Annotated in this window: 17 protein-coding genes; 5 read left to right on the top strand and 12 right to left on the bottom strand. The window is 62.9% G+C overall.

Translation table 11 applies throughout. The features are described from left to right. Positions 1–22: 22 nt before the first annotated feature. The 5 genes from WFR25_RS16455 to WFR25_RS16435 are packed head-to-tail and all read right to left on the bottom strand — an operon-like array spanning position 23 to position 3,064. Positions 23–796, bottom strand: coding sequence for a metallophosphoesterase (locus WFR25_RS16455; protein ID WP_336972339.1), 774 nt, complete (start codon positions 794–796; stop codon positions 23–25). Positions 797–842: 46 nt separating this feature from the next. Continuing rightward, the gene (gene dcd, locus WFR25_RS16450; protein WP_336972338.1) at positions 843–1,397 is read right to left on the bottom strand and encodes a dCTP deaminase; all 555 of its coding nucleotides are present in this window, start codon (positions 1,395–1,397) and stop codon (positions 843–845) included. 8 nt (positions 1,398–1,405) lie between these two features. Next, on the bottom strand, positions 1,406–1,888 hold the full coding sequence (locus WFR25_RS16445; protein WP_336972336.1) for a cytidine deaminase: 483 nt from the start codon (positions 1,886–1,888) through the stop codon (positions 1,406–1,408). Continuing rightward, positions 1,885–2,553: a GH25 family lysozyme gene (locus WFR25_RS16440; protein WP_336972334.1), complete on the bottom strand. Its 669-nt coding sequence runs from the start codon at positions 2,551–2,553 to the stop codon at positions 1,885–1,887. Before WFR25_RS16440 ends, WFR25_RS16445 begins: the two co-directional genes overlap by 4 nt. A gap of 28 nt (positions 2,554–2,581) precedes the next feature. Beyond that, positions 2,582–3,064: a UPF0262 family protein gene (locus tag WFR25_RS16435; protein ID WP_336972332.1), complete on the bottom strand. Its 483-nt coding sequence runs from the start codon at positions 3,062–3,064 to the stop codon at positions 2,582–2,584. 137 nt (positions 3,065–3,201) lie between these two features. On the opposite strand from WFR25_RS16435, the gene WFR25_RS16430 reads away from it, so the two are divergent. Continuing rightward, positions 3,202–4,689, top strand: coding sequence for a replicative DNA helicase (locus WFR25_RS16430; RefSeq protein WP_336972330.1), 1,488 nt, complete (start codon positions 3,202–3,204; stop codon positions 4,687–4,689). Between the two features lie 49 nt (positions 4,690–4,738). Here the strand turns inward: WFR25_RS16430 and WFR25_RS16425 are convergent, their stop codons facing one another. From WFR25_RS16425 to cobA, 5 genes are read right to left on the bottom strand one after another with little or no spacing between them, the layout of a single operon-like run. Then, positions 4,739–5,524 (bottom strand): phosphoadenylyl-sulfate reductase, encoded by a 786-nt coding sequence (locus tag WFR25_RS16425; RefSeq protein ID WP_336972329.1) that lies wholly within the window; start codon positions 5,522–5,524, stop codon positions 4,739–4,741. Next, positions 5,517–5,957, bottom strand: a complete 441-nt coding sequence (locus WFR25_RS16420) for a DUF934 domain-containing protein (RefSeq protein ID WP_336972326.1) — start codon at positions 5,955–5,957, stop codon at positions 5,517–5,519. Before WFR25_RS16420 ends, WFR25_RS16425 begins: the two co-directional genes overlap by 8 nt. Then, positions 5,950–7,581 (bottom strand): nitrite/sulfite reductase, encoded by a 1,632-nt coding sequence (locus tag WFR25_RS16415; protein WP_336974919.1) that lies wholly within the window; start codon positions 7,579–7,581, stop codon positions 5,950–5,952. The genes WFR25_RS16420 and WFR25_RS16415 overlap by 8 nt, the downstream gene beginning before the upstream one ends. A 2-nt stretch (positions 7,582–7,583) precedes the next feature. Then, entirely contained in the window at positions 7,584–7,880 is a 297-nt protein-coding gene (locus WFR25_RS16410) for a DUF2849 domain-containing protein (protein ID WP_336972325.1), read from the bottom strand. Further along, positions 7,877–8,653, bottom strand: coding sequence for a uroporphyrinogen-III C-methyltransferase (cobA, locus tag WFR25_RS16405; RefSeq protein WP_336974918.1), 777 nt, complete (start codon positions 8,651–8,653; stop codon positions 7,877–7,879). The genes WFR25_RS16410 and cobA overlap by 4 nt, the downstream gene beginning before the upstream one ends. A gap of 357 nt (positions 8,654–9,010) precedes the next feature. Here cobA and WFR25_RS16400 point away from each other — a divergent pair, with 357 nt between their 5' ends. After that, the gene (locus WFR25_RS16400) at positions 9,011–9,292 is read left to right on the top strand and encodes a hypothetical protein (protein WP_336972323.1); all 282 of its coding nucleotides are present in this window, start codon (positions 9,011–9,013) and stop codon (positions 9,290–9,292) included. Here the strand turns inward: WFR25_RS16400 and astD are convergent. Both astD and WFR25_RS16390 read right to left on the bottom strand, forming a co-directional pair. Beyond that, positions 9,273–10,706 (bottom strand): succinylglutamate-semialdehyde dehydrogenase, encoded by a 1,434-nt coding sequence (astD, locus tag WFR25_RS16395; RefSeq protein WP_336974917.1) that lies wholly within the window; start codon positions 10,704–10,706, stop codon positions 9,273–9,275. The genes WFR25_RS16400 and astD overlap by 20 nt on opposite strands. Before the next feature lie 40 nt (positions 10,707–10,746). Beyond that, positions 10,747–12,141 (bottom strand): protein adenylyltransferase SelO family protein, encoded by a 1,395-nt coding sequence (locus tag WFR25_RS16390; protein WP_336972321.1) that lies wholly within the window; start codon positions 12,139–12,141, stop codon positions 10,747–10,749. A gap of 37 nt (positions 12,142–12,178) precedes the next feature. Here WFR25_RS16390 and WFR25_RS16385 point away from each other — a divergent pair, with 37 nt between their 5' ends. The 3 genes from WFR25_RS16385 (at position 12,179) to WFR25_RS16375 (ending at position 15,762) form a co-directional block, all read left to right on the top strand. After that, positions 12,179–13,048: an alpha/beta fold hydrolase gene (locus WFR25_RS16385; protein ID WP_336972318.1), complete on the top strand. Its 870-nt coding sequence runs from the start codon at positions 12,179–12,181 to the stop codon at positions 13,046–13,048. A gap of 8 nt (positions 13,049–13,056) precedes the next feature. Then, the gene (locus WFR25_RS16380) at positions 13,057–14,202 is read left to right on the top strand and encodes a glycosyltransferase family 4 protein (RefSeq protein ID WP_336972316.1); all 1,146 of its coding nucleotides are present in this window, start codon (positions 13,057–13,059) and stop codon (positions 14,200–14,202) included. 156 nt (positions 14,203–14,358) lie between these two features. Then, the gene (locus tag WFR25_RS16375) at positions 14,359–15,762 is read left to right on the top strand and encodes an NAD(P)H-dependent flavin oxidoreductase (protein WP_336972315.1); all 1,404 of its coding nucleotides are present in this window, start codon (positions 14,359–14,361) and stop codon (positions 15,760–15,762) included. Positions 15,763–15,772: the final 10 nt, after the last annotated feature.

Here is a 15,772-nt window from a genome sequence, read left to right as displayed (position 1 = left end):
CCATTGGCGCATGGCGCGGCGTTCAGGCCGGGGCACCCGTTGCGAGGAACCAGCGTTCCTCGCCCTCAAGGCCGATGGCGGTCAGGTGACCGCTATAATAGGCGCCCGTGTCGATGCCGATACGATTGGGCCGCTCATCCACCACGTCGGTGATGGTGTGGCCGTGGACGATCATGCGATCGAACGGCGCCTGATGCTCCAGAAACTCGGCCCTGATCCAGCGCAGATCGGATGGATTTTGGACGTCCAGTGGAATATGGGGCTTTATGCCGGCATGGACGAACAGATAGTCCCCAAACTCTATTTGATCCTCAAAGCCATCGACGAAATCGACATGAGCGCGCGGGACATGCCTGACCATCCAGTCCGTCAACTGGGCATCGTTCATCATCGCCTGTTCCGCAGGGGGCAGGCCGTAGCTGGCCAGCGTCTCCATACCGCCGATGCGGGTGAAGAAACGAGCCGCTTTCATATCCCCGCGAGCCGCGAGAATGAACACTTCCTCATGATTGCCCTTGATGAAACGGACATCTATCCCCGATCGGGCCAGAAGCATTGCCTGGTCGATAACATGGGCCGATCGCGGGCCGCGGTCGATAAGGTCGCCCAGCAGGACAAGGTGAAATGGCAGGTGGCCGCGCCGGGCATCATCCTGGCCGATCAGTTCGAGCAGTTCCAGCAACAGGTCGGCGCGACCATGAATGTCGCCGATCGCATAGACGCGCCTGCCCGAACCCACGGACGGGGGTAGGCTGGGTTCAGGCGCTGAACGTTTGCGCTTCAGGAAATTCAACATGAGGATCGACTTTGCGAGCAACCGGCCCGTTCAGTATCGCACGCGCCTATAGGCGCGGCAACGTCACGCCTTGCTGCCCCATATATTTTCCCGCGCGGTCGGCATAGCTTGTCTCGCATGGCTCGTTCCCCTTGAGGAAAAGGAACTGGCACGCCCCCTCATTTGCGTAGATCTTTGCCGGGAGCGGGGTGGTGTTGGAGAATTCCAGCGTCACATGCCCTTCCCAGCCCGGTTCGAGCGGGGTCACGTTGACGATGATGCCGCAACGGGCATAGGTCGACTTGCCAAGGCAGATGACCAGCACGTCGCGCGGCACGCGGAAATATTCGACCGTGCGGGCCAGCGCGAAGCTGTTGGGCGGGATGATGCAGCAGTCGGTCTTGCGATCGACGAAGCTGTTGGCGGCGAAATCCTTGGGGTCCACCACCGCGCTGTCGACATTGGTGAAAATCTTGAACTCATCGGCGACGCGGGCGTCATAGCCATAGGATGACAGGCCGTAGCTGATGCAGCCATCGCGCCGCTGGCTCTCCACGAACGGCTCGATCATGTTCGTCTTCAGCGCCTGCTCGCGAATCCATTTGTCCGAAAGTATCGACATGGCTGGTTCTAGCTCTTGTTGCGGGGGGTGATGCCCAGATCGGCTGGGCCGAAGGCGTGGGGAAGGAGGGTGGCGACGCTGTGTTCGACGACCGCGTCGCCCTCTGGCGGGGCGCAGTAGATGGCGAGCGGCCGGCCGGCCATCTGTTCGGCTTCGTTCAAGATCTGGCGGCAACGGCCACAGGGGGAGACGATGGCGTCGCCACCTACCGATCCGTCCGGAGCCATGGCGCCGCCCACGACCGCAATCGCGGCCACATCGGCCAGGCGTCCGGCCGCGTTGGTCGCGGCGAGAGCGACCGTCTCGGCACAGAGGGAGAGGCCATAGCTAGCATTTTCGAAATTGCAGCCGGTAATGATAGTCCCGTCGGTCAGGCGCACGGCGGCGCCGACTGCAAAGCGGCTATAGGGCGCATGGGCATTGACCAGCACGGCGCGCGCGGCGGCGATCAGCGCGGCGATGTCCGGCGTTGGGGTTATGAGTGACGTCATGGTGCGACTACATTCCATCTGACAGGACCATCCACGCCGTCAATATGGCGCAAGTCCGACGCCGTCCACATCACCCAGGGGCGGGTGGCATAATCGGGCGGAAAGAAGTTGCCGTCCAGCCACAGCGTCCGGTTGATGCCGCTGCCGATATCGTAGCGCGCATCGAAGTCAGGCGCGATGTTGAGCAGCACGGGTTTGCCCGCATGGCTTTCCACCAGATTGACCAGCGTGTTCAGTTCCGAAAGCATGGTGTCACGGCCGGGGCGGGCCGGGCAGCTGGTATCGAAGGCAAGGCGGACGACCGGCGGCAGGGCGGCATTGTCGCGCGGGACGGTGGTCATGAAGCGGGTCGCCTGATCAGTTGCGGTACGGCACAGGCTGAAATCCAGTGCCGCGCCATAGCGCAGTCCCGCTGCCCGCGCGCCCGCCCAGTTGGTGGCGAAGGCCGGGTCACGAGGGTCGGCGCCATGGGCCGCGCGGATATAGGCAAAGTCAGCTCCCTGCGCGGCAACCGTGCCCCAGTCGACAGGACCGGTGGTCGCGTCCACGGAAAGGCCCTGCACCGCATAGTCGGCACGGTCAGGCGCCCAGCCGCGGGCATAGAGCCACGTGCCCAGCGTCGCCAGAAAGGCGATCGCCAACACCGTGCCCGCCCAGGCGAACAACTGCCTGAATGTCAGTCCCCCGATTACCCTACCCCTTGATATGCAGGACGCAGATCAGCGTGAACAGCCGCCGGGCGGTATCGAAATCGACCTTGATCTTCCCCTCCAGCCGTTCGATCAGCATGTCGGCCGCATCATTATGGATGCCCCGTCGGGCCATATCCACCGTCTCGATCTGTTGCGGCGAAGCATTGCTGATCGCTTGATAATAGCTGTCGCAAATGGCGAAATATTCGCGGATCGGGCGGCGGAAACGGCCAAGGCCGAGGATGATCGCTTCAAGTTGCGTATCATCTTCCCGGTCTATCTCTATGACAAGGCGTCCTTCTTCGACCCGCAGGCGCACCTTATAGGGGCCGGCATAGGCGTCGCCATGGATGCGCTGAGGCTGGAAATGATTTTCTTCCAGCAGGTCGAAAATCGCAATGCGCCGTTCCTGCTCCACATCGGCGTTCCGCCACAGGATCGTGCGCTCGTCGAGCTTGATATCTATGATGCGCGGGTCGGCCATGAGGGTTATCGTCAGTGCGGCGAGGCGATGCGAAATGCAAGCGAATCCGGGCGCACGGAAGTTATCCACGGACTTATGTGCGATCGTTTCAGGGTTGTGCCTTGCGTTGACGCGGCGACGGCGCGATGAACGCGGTCATGGCCGAACATCTGACATTGCTACCCCCCGCAACTGACGCCGCCGCGCAATTACCCCGCAACGTCGAGGCGGAGGCTGCGCTGCTGGGGGCGCTGATGATCGACAACCGGATTGCCGAGGATGTGCAGTTGAAGCTGCGCGCGGAGCATTTTTATGAGCCGCTGCACGGACGTATCTATGAAGCATTGATGAAGTTGCTGGAACGCGACATGGTCGCCAATCCGGTGACGATGAAGCCGATGCTGGAGCAGGACCCGGCGTTGAAGGAATTGGGGGGCGTCGCCTATCTGGCGCAACTGACCGGCAATGGCGCGGCGCTGATCGGTGCGCGCGACTTTGCGGCGCAGATCTATGACCTGGCTTTGCTGAGAGAACTTGTCGGTGTTGGCAGGGAACTGGTTGAAAATGCACTGGATACCAGTGAAGATGTCAACCCGCGCGAGCAGATAGAGGCAGCGGAAGTCGCGCTGTACAAGGTGTCGGAGGGTGAGGGGGAGACCGGGTCAGTCAAGAGCTTCCTGTCCGCCTCCACCATGGCTGTGCAGGTGGCAGAGCGCGCGCTGAACAGCGGCGGGCATCTGTCGGGTATTACCACCGGCATCAACTGCCTCAATGAAAAGATCGGTGGTTTGCACAATTCGGATCTCATGATCCTGGCCGGGCGACCGGGCATGGGGAAGACGTCGCTGGCGACCAACATCGCTTATAATGCCTCCTCGCGCTGGGTGCGGGACGAGGCGGACGGCATTCCGCGTGAAAAGAATATGGGCGCTAAGACGGCGTTCTTCAGCCTGGAAATGTCCGCCGACCAGTTGGCGACCCGCGTGTTGGCCGAGCAGTCGGGCATCAGCGGCGAAGCGCTGCGCATGGGCAAGATCAGCCGCGCGGACTTCCAGAACCTGTCGCGGGCGGCGCGCGAGTTGCAGGATCTGCCGCTGTTCATCGACGATACGCCGGGCCTGACCATCGCGGCGTTGCGGACGCGGGCGCGGCGGTTGAAGCGACGGCACGATATCGGCTTCATCGTCATCGACTATCTCCAACTGTTGCAGGGCAGCGGCAAGGGTAACGACAATCGCGTCAATGAAATTTCGGAAATTTCCCGTGGTTTGAAGACGTTGGCGAAGGAACTTCATGTGCCAGTGTTGGCGCTGTCGCAGCTCAGCCGTGCGGTGGAGCAGCGCGAGGACAAGCGACCGCAGCTATCGGACCTGCGTGAATCCGGCTCGATCGAGCAGGACGCAGACATGGTGTGGTTCGTGTTCCGCGAGGACTATTATGTCGCCGCCAAGGAGCCGGGCGACAAGGAAGGCGCGGCCCATATGGAATGGGCGCAAGAGATGGAGCGCATCTATGGTCTGGCGGAACTGATCGTCGCCAAGCAGCGTCACGGTTCCACGGGGCGCATCCGCATGAAGTTCGACGCCAAAATCACGCGGTTCAGCGATCTGGCAGAGGGCTATGCACCGCTGGAGGATTACGAATAATCCAGCGCGGGATCGTCCGCAGCCTCGTTTCCAACCAGAATTGATCCGGTCAGAAGACGGGCTGATTGGCCGGATCGTCGGGGTCGACGGCGGGGATGGGCGTTACCGGGCTGTGAATGCCGCATTCCACCTTGTCCCAGCCGCGCCAGCGACCCGCGCGCGGGTCTTCACCGGGCTGCACCTTCGACGTGCAGGGTTCGCAACCGATCGACAGATAGCCTTGTGCCTCCAGCGGGTGGCGGGGAAGGTCGTACCGGGCGAACCAGGCCTCCAGATCGGTCTTGGTCCAGTCGCCGAGCGGATTGACCTTCAGGCGGCCGTCCTCGACCTCGAACCGGGGGATGTTCTGGCGGGTGACGGACTGGAAGGCCTTGCGACCGGAAATCCAGGCGTCGAGGCCCTCTTTGGCGCGGGCCATCGGCTCCACCTTGCGGATTTCGCAGCAACCATCGGGATCGTAGGACCAGCGCAGGCCGGTTTCATCTTTTGCGGCGATTACAGCGGCATGGGGCGTAACGCTGCGGCTGTCGGTAAGGCCAAGGCGCGCGATCAGCGTGTCGCGATAATGCAGCGTTTCGGCGAACATCTTGAGCGTGTCGACGAAGATGACGGGCGTCGACGGATCGGCGCGCGCCACGAGATCGAGCAGCACCGCGCTTTCCGTGCCGAAGGAGGAGACGACCGCGACATTGCCCAATATGCCCTCGGCAAAAAGGGTGGTCAGCATCGGCAGCGCCGCAATGCCCTCAAAACGGGCGTTGAGCGCATCCGCGTCCGCCTGGGTAAAGGCGGGGCGGGCATCGATCATGTCAATCCTCCGGGCGGGTTCACCCATCTGTCTTCTCCGGGTGGCGCTTTGCCCAGACGGGCGCGCGGCCATCAATGGTGCGCTGATAAACGTCGGCATAGCGATTGAGCGCGCGGTCGACGGCCGCATCGTCCAGCGGCTTGTCGGGGTGGAAGCTGTCAAAGCCGCAACGGCGCATGGCGACGATCTGGTCCACCAGTACGTCGCCTACGGCGCGCAATTCGCCGGTATAGCCCGATTCCCGCAGGATACGGGCGGCGGAATAGCCGCGTCCGTCGCCAAAGGCCGGAAAGTTCACCTCAACCAGCGAAAGCCGGTCGATGTGCGGCAGCAGTTCGCGCACCTCTTCGCCCGGTTCGATGCGGACGGCGGTGGCGTTGGACTGGCCAGTGAAGGATTCGACCGTGACGGTCGGTTCCTGGGTTGCGTCACCGTCGCGAAAGGACAGGAAATCAACCATAGATCGCCTCCTTGAAAGGGGCCATGCCAATGCGGCGATAGGTATCGAGGAAGCGCTCTCCCTCCTCCCTTTGGGCGACATAGATGTCCGTCACCTTCTCGATCGCGTCGACCACGCCATCCTCCGAGAAGCCGGGGCCGGTGATCTGGCCGAGTGACGCGTCCTGCGCGCCCGATCCGCCCAGCAGCAACTGGTAATTCTCGACCCCGCGACGATCGACGCCGAGGATGCCGATATGGCCCGCATGATGATGGCCGCAGGCGTTGATGCAGCCCGAAATCTTGAGCTTCAATTCGCCCAGATCGCGCTGCCGCACCGGATCGGCGAAGCGGTTCGCGATCTTCTGCGCCAGCGGGATCGCGCGGGCATTGGCGAGACTGCAATAATCGAGGCCGGGGCAGGCGATGATGTCAGTGATGAGGTCCAGATTGGACTCCGACAGGCCAGCCTCATCCAGTGCCTGCCAGATGGTGGGCAGGTCGGCCTTGCGGACATGGGGCAGGACCAGATTCTGCGCATGGGTGACGCGAATCTCGCCGAAGGAATAACGTTCGGCGAGGTCGGCGACCAGTTCCATCTGCACGTCGGACGCATCGCCCGGAATGCCCTTGAGCGGCTTCAGGCTGATGTTGACGATCGCATAGCCCGGCTGCTTGTGCGCGGCGATATTCTGGTCGATCCACAGGGCGAAGGCCGGGTCGGCACGGTCGATGTCTTCCGACAGCCCGGTTTCATAGGTCGGGCCGGAGAAGAAAGCGCGGATGCGCGCCAGTTCCTTGACCGGCGGGTTGAGGCCCTGGGTCCGCATATGGGCATATTCTTCCTCGACCTGGCGCTTATATTCCTCGACCCCGATCTCATGGACCAGAATCTTGATGCGCGCCTTATACTTGTTGTCGCGGCGGCCGTGGCGGTTATAGACGCGCAGGCAGGCCTCCAGATAAGAAACAATCTCATCTTCGGCCACGAAGCCCCTGATTTCAGGTGCAACCATTGGCGTGCGGCCCATGCCGCCACCGGCATAGACCCTGGCGCCGATTTGACCGTCACGCTCGACCAGTTGCAGGCCGATGTCGTGCAGGCGCATGGCCGCGCGATCCTCCTCTGAGGCGATCACGCAGATTTTGAACTTGCGGGGCAGATAGGTGAATTCCGGGTGGAAACTGGACCATTGACGCAGCAATTCGGCCCAGGGGCGCGGGTCGGCGACTTCATCGGCGCTGACGCCCGCATATTGATCGGACGAGATGTTGCGGATGCAGTTGCCGCTGGTCTGGATGGCGTGCATCTCCACCGTCGCCAGTTCGGCGAGGATGTCGGGCGCGTCCTCCAGCTTGATCCAGTTATATTGCAGGTTCTGGCGCGTGGTGAAGTGGCCATAACCCTTGTCATATTTGCGCGCGATCTCACCCAGTTTACGCATCTGGACGGCGGACAGCGTGCCATAGGGAATGGCGACGCGCAGCATATAGGCGTGGAGTTGAAGATAGAGGCCGTTCATCAGCCGCAGCGGCTTGAACTGATCCTCGGTCAGATGGCCGGCGATGCGGCGCTGGGTCTGGTCGCGAAACTCCTCTACGCGGGCTTCGACGATCGACTGGTCATATTGGTCGTAACGATACATGGTCAGATCACCCACTTGCCGATGTCGGTTTCGGCCGGTTTCACGAGAAGGTCGGGGCGCACGGTCGGGCCGAGCGCACGAATGCGGTCCTTGATATGGGCGGGGCGGGGGCCGTCTTCGCCAACGGTGGCGTCGATCACATAGGCGCCGATGACGCGCAGCGCGGCTTCCTCCTTGCGGGCGAGGTCGTCGCCCTTGTCGCCGACATCCGCCGATTCCGCGACCTGACGCGACCAGCCGTCACCGGCCCACCAGATAACGTCGCCGGACTTCAGGTCATTGCCGGTCAGGATCTTCACGCATTCAACTCCATTTGTTCTGCTTGGGCGCCGAGGCGATCGAGCGCCTGCGCATAATGTACCACATCGCCCACCACGATCAGGGCGGGGCTTTGCACATCGTCCCGAACGATCATGTCCGCAAGGTCCGCCAGCAAGGTCCGCAAGGTGCGGGCGTCGGCGCGCGTGCCCTTTTCCAGCACAGCGACGGGCATGGCGGGCGATACGCCGTCGGCCATCAGCTTGTCGGCGATGGCGCGCGCGGTGGCGACGCCCATGTAAATGACGAGGGTGCGCCCCTTGCCCGCAAGGCCTGACCAGTCCTGATCCGACAGCCCCTTGCACTGCCCCGCGACGAAGGTGACGGCGCTGGACGCGTCGCGGTGCGTGAGGGGAAGCTGCGCGGCGGCGGCGCAGCCGATCGCGGCGCTGATGCCCGGCACGATCTCCACCGGCACGCCAGCGGCGCGGCAGGCCTCAAGCTCTTCACCGCCACGGCCGAAGATGAACGGGTCGCCCCCCTTCAGGCGGACGACAGGGCATCCTTCAAGGGCGAGGCCGACGAGCAGGGCGTTGATCCCATCTTGCGGCATGGAATGACGGCTGCGCTGCTTTGCGACGGAGATGAACTCCGCTTGTGGTGAGGCGAGGGCCATGATTTCGGCGGAAACGAGGCCGTCATGGACGATCACCTGCGCGCTGCCAATCAGCCGCGCGGCGCGGACGGTCAGAAGGTCCGGGTCACCCGGACCCGCGCCGACGAGATAGACGGTAGCGGGTGCATCATTAGCCATGCTGGGCAGATGGCCGATGGGGGCCACGAGTTCAATCCATAATGGGTTGGCGGGGGGGTAGGAAATGTTTTTACGCGATGGAGCGGTGGGCGCGCGGCGGGTTGGGCGATGGGTGCGTGCCCGGTCGATCAGGGCGATAGGCACAAAGGTGTAGCTCTTAAGATTGGCCTGATCCGCAGCAAGCTATGGCTATAGTCTGGCAACGATCATGGTGAATCCATCTCATGAACACTCCGAATATGCCGGGCATGAATTTGCGAATAAATCTATCTATGACGAGCAGGATAAGCTTGGAAATGAACGTCTTGGTTGTGTGAATTCAGTGCTGGATCCGTCGATTATCAAGAAAGAACAGCAATGGGCCATATCAGGATCGTCGGCGCACTTGCTGGGTGGAAGCGCGATAAGAGCGAAAACGGCACGGTCATCACACTTCAGGTCGCGCGGGACAGTTCGGCTTTTGACGAGAAATCCTTCGATCTGGTGGCGATCGCACTCAATGATCGTCAGTTGCGATCTTTCGCGCGCGATCTTCAGCGCGCGGCTGAGGATCGTCAGATAAAATTATGGGGCAAGCAGAAGCGGTTCACGCGTCTTGTCTCGCAGATTATGCGGGCTATCAGTCGCCCATTGCGCTGACGTCGATATCCCGCATGCCCACGCCGATCGAAGCGCGGGGCTGTTCGATTTCAGAGGAAACGACCGGATAGGCGCAATAGTCGGCAGCGTAATAAGCGCTGGGACGGTGGTTGCCGGAGATACCGACGCCGCCAAAGGGCGCCTTGGAAGAAGCGCCGTTGGTCGGGCGGTTCCAGTTGACGATACCAGCGCGGATATTGGCCCAGAACTGGTTATACTGGTCGGGCGATCCGCCGATCAGCGATGCCGACAGGCCATAGCGGGTATTGTTCGCTTCGGTGATGGCGGCGGCGAAGTCGGGCACGCGGATGATCTGGAGCAACGGGCCAAACAGTTCGATGTCCGGGCGCTCCGTCATGGCGGTGACGTCGATCATCGCGGGGGTGACGAAGGGGCGGTCCTTCACCGGACGGACCATATGCTTGATCGGGCGCCCGCCATTGCTCATCAGGATGAGAAAGCTTTCGGTCAGGCCATCGGCGGCCTGATTGTCGATCAGCGGCCCCATATAGGGGGTCGGGTCGGCATGGGGATGGTCGATGATGAGGCGATCGGCGATCTTCTTGACCTCCGCTATCACCATGTCGGCCATGCTGTCCCGCACGATCAGGCGGCTGGCAGCGGTGCAGCGTTGTCCGCTGGACATGAAGGCGGACTGGACCACCAATGCTGCGGCACTGGCGATATCGACGGTGTCCCAGACGATGATGGGATTGTTGCCGCCCATTTCGAGCGCCAGTATCTTGCCCGGATCGCTGGCGAACTGGCGATTGATGGCGATGCCTGTGGCTGCCGATCCGGTGAAGAGGATGCCGTTGACATCGGTGTGGGCGGTCAGCGCCTTGCCCTCTTTCGGGCCGCCGACGATCAGCCGCACAATGTCCTGCGGCACGCCTGCCTCATGGTAAAGACGAACCAGCATTTCGCCCACGGCGGGGGTCTTTTCGGACGGTTTGAACAATATGGCGTTACCCGCAAGCAGGGCCGGGACGATATGGCCGTTGGGCAGATGCGCGGGGAAATTATAGGGGCCAAGCACCGCCATCAGGCCGTGGGGCTTGTGTCGCAGCGCTTGCCGCGCGCCCATGGCCGCGTCGAGGCGCTTTTGTCCTGTCCGCTCGGAATAGGCGGCGATCGAAATCTCCACCTTGTTGATCACGGCCTCTACTTCGCCGCGCGCATCCCACAAGGGCTTGCCGGTTTCGCGGGCAATAAGGTCGGCCAGCTTCTCTTCGTCCCGGCGCACGGCGTTGGCGAAGCGGCGCAGGGTTTCGACGCGCACGGCGATCGGCTGGGCGGCCCAGCGGGGCCAGGCGGCGCGGGCGCGGGCAACCTGCGCCTCCACATCGCTTACGGGGCCTTCCCACAGAAATGCTCCGGTTGCGGGTTCAGTGGAAATCAGCGTGGCGGACATGGCATCGATATGGCGTAAATCCGGGGGATTGGGAAGGGGGTCAGGGGAGAGCCGGAGAGCCTCCATGCGCCTCTCCCATGCGCCGGATCGCGGCGACCTTTGCATGAAGCGGTTGCCAGTCGTCGTTGGTGTCGATGGCGGACCAGATGGCCTCCACTTCCTCGATATGCATGGAGCAGGGATCGGGGTCGGACCAATAGGGATGATCCATGATTCCGGCGGGAAGGAGGGTGGCTATCTGCATGCGAAAGCTGTCCCAGGCCGGATCGTCATAAACTGCGGGATCGCGTGGCTTTCCGCCGCGCCAGTCGAGGAAGAAGCGGTCTATCGGTGTTCGGGAAGCGACCATGGCGCGCACGGCTGCCTCCACCAACGCAGGGGCGTCCTCGCCGGTCGTGACGCCAAGGCGCCAGAGGAAACGGTGGCCGAGTGCCTCTGCATAGAGGGCGGGGAAGCGTTCGAGCTGTTCGATGAGCGGCTGCGCCTCGATCAGCGGGCGGAGCGAGACAGCCAATTGAGCGACGTCCCAGTGGATCGCTTCGGCCTGTCGTCCAAAGGCATAGAGGCCGGTCTGATCGAAATAGGCGGCCGTGAAGCCCTGTTCCCAAAAGGGGGTGAAGCGCCAGGGGCCATAGTCGAAACTCTCCCCAGTCACGTTGATATTGTCGCTGTTGAGGACGCCGTGGACAAAGCCCGCGACCATGTAGCTGGCGGCAAGATCAGCGGTGCGCTCGACCACGCGGCCCAGCAGTTGGGCGGCGGGCTGCTCGCCCGGCGTTTCGCCATAGAGGCGGGTGAGGGCGTAATCGACCAGCCGTTCGAGCAGGGGCACGTTGTTTTCATAGGCCGCGCGCTGGAAGGTGCCGATGCGGATGTGACTGTGGCTGAGGCGGACCATCGCCGCGCCGCGCGTGGGGGAGGGTTCGTCGTTGCGCTCCAGCGCTTCGCCGGTTTCGATGATGGAGAAAGTCTTGGAGGTGTTGACGCCAAGGGCTTCGAGCATTTCGGTTGCCAATATTTCGCGGACCCCGCCCTTCAGCGTCAGGCGTCCGTCGCCAAACCGGCTATAGGGCGTCTGGCCCGACCCCTTGGTGCCCAGATCGAGCAGGCGGCCTTCGCCATCGCGCAACTGGGCGAAGAGGAATCCGCGTCCATCGCCAATGTCGGGATTATAGTTGCGAAACTGGTGGCCGTGATAGCGTAACGCCAGCGGCTGGGGCAGCGAGCCTTCCAGCGGCGCGAAGCGACCGAAATGATCGATCCACTGTTCGTCGTTCAGCCCGCCCAGTCCAACCGTTGGCGCCCAGCGGTCATTGCGGAAGCGCAGGATCGTTTGCGGGAAGGCGGCGGCCTTCACCGGGTCGGCAATCCCTTCTCCAAGGACGGTGATTTCGGTCGCGGGGGTGTAAATGCCGGGTTGCGGGGTGATGCTCATGCGGCGATATGGGGGTGAACACGCGGAAGGATCAAGGTTGAGCCGGTTCAGCGACGGATATTGGTGGTCTCCTGATGGCTTGCGGTTGCATTATCGCGACTATTCGGGAGGGGCGGATGGGCGCCCGCCGTTGCTGTGCCTGCCGGGCCTGACCCGCAACGCGCGCGATTTCGAGCCGCTGGCCGAGCGGCTGGCGGGCGAATGGCGGCTGATCTGCCCGGATATGCGCGGGCGCGCGGAAAGCGCGCAGGCGAAAGATCCGATGACCTATGTGCCGCTCACCTATTTGCAGGACGTCGGGCGGCTGCTCACCGATCTGGCGGTCGACCGATTCGTGGCGGTGGGCACGTCGCTGGGCGGGATCATCACCATGTTGTTTGCCGCGACCCAACCTGAGCGGCTGGCAGGCGCGTTGCTGAACGACATCGGCCCCTTCATCGAACCTGCGGGCCTCGACCGGATTCGCGGTTATGTGGGGAGCGGCAGCACGCATCCGACCTGGGTGCAGGCGGCTCGCGCGTTGCAGGAGGCGCAAGGCGACGTCTATCCGCTTTATGGGCTGGAAGAATGGCTGGCGATGGCCAAGCGGCTGTATCGTCTGAACCCGTCGGGCCGGATCGTGCTGGATTATGACATGCGGATCGCTGAACCGCTGCGCGTGGCCGGGGGTGAGGCCGGGGTCGATATGTGGCCTGTAATGGCGGCTTTCCGGTCGGTGCCGACACTGATCCTGCGCGGCGCATTGTCCGACCTTTTGAGCGAAGAAACGGCGCAGCGGATGGTGCGCGACATCGGCCCACAGGCGGAGTTGGTGACGGTGCCGCAGGTCGGCCATGCGCCCGCGATGGACGAGCCGGACGCGGTGGCGGGCATTGACCGGCTGCTGACGCGCGTTCTGCATGGCTGATTTTGCCCATGGCTGATCTTTCCGGGCGGCCACCCCGGCTGCTTCATCTGCACAGCAGCTTCCAGCTTGGCGGCAAGGAGGCGCGCGCGGTGCGTCTGATGAATCACTGGGGCGACCAGGCGAACCACACGATCATCAGCGGCGACCCCGAAGCGATGAGCGCGCGCGATGCAATCGATCGACACGTGAAGGTGGATTTCCCCCATGATGCGCCGCTGCTGACGGGCCTGCCGGGCCTGACCCGCTATCGGGTTCTGGCGCGGTACATGGCGCAGTTCGACCTGATCCTGACCTATAATTGGGGGGCGATGGACGGCGTGATGGCGCGGCGGACCTTTGCGCCATTCAGGACGCTGCCGCCGCTGATCCATCATGAGGATGGCTTCAACGTTGATGAAAATGAGGGGTTGAAGCCCAAGCGGAACCTGTTTCGTCGGGCGGGGCTGGTCACGGCCCATGCTTTGGTTGTGCCGTCCGTCACGCTGGAGAACATAGCGCGGCGGGCATGGGGGCAGCCCCCGCGGCGCGTGCATCTGATCCCCAATGGTATCGCGGTGGAGCGCTATGACGAGACGCCTGAACCCAACGCCATTCCGGCCCTGCGGCGGACGCCCGGCAAGCTGCTGGTGGGCACGCTGGCGGGGTTGCGACCGGTCAAGAATATTCCCCGGCTGGTGGAAGCGGTTGCGGCGCATCGCGACCGGCTGCAACTGGTGGTCGTGGGCGAGGGGCCTGAGCGGGACGCCATCATCGCGGCGGCGCAGGCGGCGGGGCTTGATGACCTGTGTCTGGCCGGGTTTCTGCCCGATCCGTCGCGCTATGTCGGGTTGTTCGACATCTTCGCTTTGTCCTCCGACAGCGAGCAGTTTCCGATCTCTCTGGTAGAGGCAATGGCGGCTGGTTTACCGGTCGTGTCTACGGATGTGGGCGACGTCGCGCATATGGTTGCGCCGGAGAACCAGCGTTTCGTTGTGGCCGATGGGAAAGGGCTGGCACAGGCGCTGGGCGCGCTTGCGAATGACGGCGATTTGCGGGCGCGGCTGGGCGCGGCGAACCGGGCGCGGGCGATCCGCGACTTTGCCGAAGACGCAATGCTGGACTCTTATGCGCGCCTCTATGGCGAAGCACTGGCCAGTCCCTCCATTTTGCGCTAGGGCGCGCGCCATTATTCGTTTTCCAAGCCGTATCTGCTATAAGGCGGATATTCGCGGATCGGAAAGCGACGCTGAATTTGTTTGTTGTCCGCGCGTTCCGAACCGTCAGATGGATCATCTGACTGGAATTCGCTTGAGGTCACACGGGAGATTTCTTTGTTCAAGGGTTTGAAGCCTATCGTCTATGGCGGCCGCGAAGTGTGGCCGCTGGTCGAAGGCGGCAAGGGTGTTGCGGTCTCCAACCATAGCAGTTCGGGCGCCTGGGCGGCGGCCGGCGGCATTGGCACCGTGTCGGCCGTCAATGCCGACAGTTATGACCCTGACGGCAATCCGATCCCCCAAATCTATCACGGCCGCACCCGTCGCGACCGGCACGAGGAACTGGTCGAATACGCCATCGAGGGCGCGGTCGAACAGGTGAAACGCGCCTATGAGATTGCGGGCGGCAAGGGCGCGATCAACATCAATGTGCTGTGGGAAATGGGCGGCGCGCAGCGTGTGCTGCATGGTGTGCTGGATCGTACGCGCGGCATGGTAGCGGGCGTCACCTGCGGCGCGGGCATGCCCTACAAGCTGTCCGAGATCGCGGCGTCCTACAATGTCTCCTATCTGCCGATCGTCAGCTCTGGCCGCGCCTTTCGCGCGCTGTGGAAGCGCGCCTATTCCAAGGCGTCGGAATGGCTGGCAGCGGTGGTCTATGAAGATCCCTGGCTGGCGGGCGGGCACAATGGCTTGTCCAATGCCGAAGATCCACGCAAGCCGGAAGATCCCTATCCCCGCGTGAAGGCGCTGCGCGACACGATGCGCGAGGGGGGAATCTCCGACGAGGTGCCGATCGTGATGGCGGGCGGCGTCTGGTATCTGCGCGACTGGAACGACTGGATCGACAATCCCGAGCTGGGCACGATCGCTTTCCAGTTTGGCACCCGGCCGCTGCTGACGCAGGAAAGTCCCATCCCGCAGGGCTGGAAGGATGTGCTGACGCAACTGAACGAAGGCGACATCCTGCTCCATCGTTTCTCGCCCACCGGTTTCTATAGTTCGGCGATTCGCAATCCCTTTCTGCGCCATCTGGAAGCGCGGTCGGAGCGGCAGGTTCCTTTCAGCATGGAGCAGGCGGGCGACCATACCCACCAGCTGGACGTGGGCGTGAAGGGCAAGAATTTCTGGGTGACTCGCGGCGACCTGATGCGCGCGCGCGAGTGGCATGGGCAGGGCTTTACCGCCGCGCTCAAGACGCCGGACAACACGCTGGTCTTCGTCGATGAAGCCGACAAGGCCGTGATCCGCAAGGACCAGACGGATTGCATGGGTTGCCTCAGTCAATGCGCCTTTTCGAGCTGGATGGACAGCGAGACCAATTCGACGGGGCGCCTCGCCGATCCGCGCAGCTTCTGTATCCAGAAGTCGTTGCAGGAGGCTGTGCATGGCGGGTCGCTGGACGATAACCTGCTGTTTGCTGGGCATGGCGCCTACAAGTTCAAGCAGGACCCCTTCTATTCCAACGGGTTCGTACCGACGGTCAAGCAGTTGGTCGACCGCATCCTGACGGGCGACTGATGGCGGACAT

Origin of the sequence: Sphingobium aromaticiconvertens, from assembly GCF_037154075.1 — a bacterium.
Classification (GTDB): Bacteria; Pseudomonadota; Alphaproteobacteria; order Sphingomonadales; family Sphingomonadaceae; genus Sphingobium; species Sphingobium aromaticiconvertens.
Note: the sequence above shows the minus strand (reverse complement) of the source record. Positions and strands in the feature narration are given on the sequence as shown.

Excerpts from the sequence above, each read along its gene's own strand:
- WFR25_RS16455 (WP_336972339.1), bottom strand. The coding sequence starts at position 796 with ATGTTGAATTTCCTGAAGCGCAAACGTTCAGCGCCTGAACCCAGCCTA.
- dcd (WP_336972338.1), bottom strand. The coding sequence starts at position 1,397 with ATGTCGATACTTTCGGACAAATGGATTCGCGAGCAGGCGCTGAAGACG.
- WFR25_RS16445 (WP_336972336.1), bottom strand. The coding sequence starts at position 1,888 with ATGACGTCACTCATAACCCCAACGCCGGACATCGCCGCGCTGATCGCC.
- WFR25_RS16435 (WP_336972332.1), bottom strand. The coding sequence starts at position 3,064 with ATGGCCGACCCGCGCATCATAGATATCAAGCTCGACGAGCGCACGATC.
- WFR25_RS16430 (WP_336972330.1), top strand. The coding sequence starts at position 3,202 with ATGGCCGAACATCTGACATTGCTACCCCCCGCAACTGACGCCGCCGCG.
- WFR25_RS16425 (WP_336972329.1), bottom strand. The coding sequence starts at position 5,524 with ATGGGTGAACCCGCCCGGAGGATTGACATGATCGATGCCCGCCCCGCC.
- WFR25_RS16420 (WP_336972326.1), bottom strand. The coding sequence starts at position 5,957 with ATGGTTGATTTCCTGTCCTTTCGCGACGGTGACGCAACCCAGGAACCG.
- WFR25_RS16415 (WP_336974919.1), bottom strand. The coding sequence starts at position 7,581 with ATGTATCGTTACGACCAATATGACCAGTCGATCGTCGAAGCCCGCGTA.
- cobA (WP_336974918.1), bottom strand. The coding sequence starts at position 8,653 with ATGGCTAATGATGCACCCGCTACCGTCTATCTCGTCGGCGCGGGTCCG.
- WFR25_RS16400 (WP_336972323.1), top strand. The coding sequence starts at position 9,011 with ATGGGCCATATCAGGATCGTCGGCGCACTTGCTGGGTGGAAGCGCGAT.
- astD (WP_336974917.1), bottom strand. The coding sequence starts at position 10,706 with ATGTCCGCCACGCTGATTTCCACTGAACCCGCAACCGGAGCATTTCTG.
- WFR25_RS16390 (WP_336972321.1), bottom strand. The coding sequence starts at position 12,141 with ATGAGCATCACCCCGCAACCCGGCATTTACACCCCCGCGACCGAAATC.
- WFR25_RS16380 (WP_336972316.1), top strand. The coding sequence starts at position 13,057 with ATGGCTGATCTTTCCGGGCGGCCACCCCGGCTGCTTCATCTGCACAGC.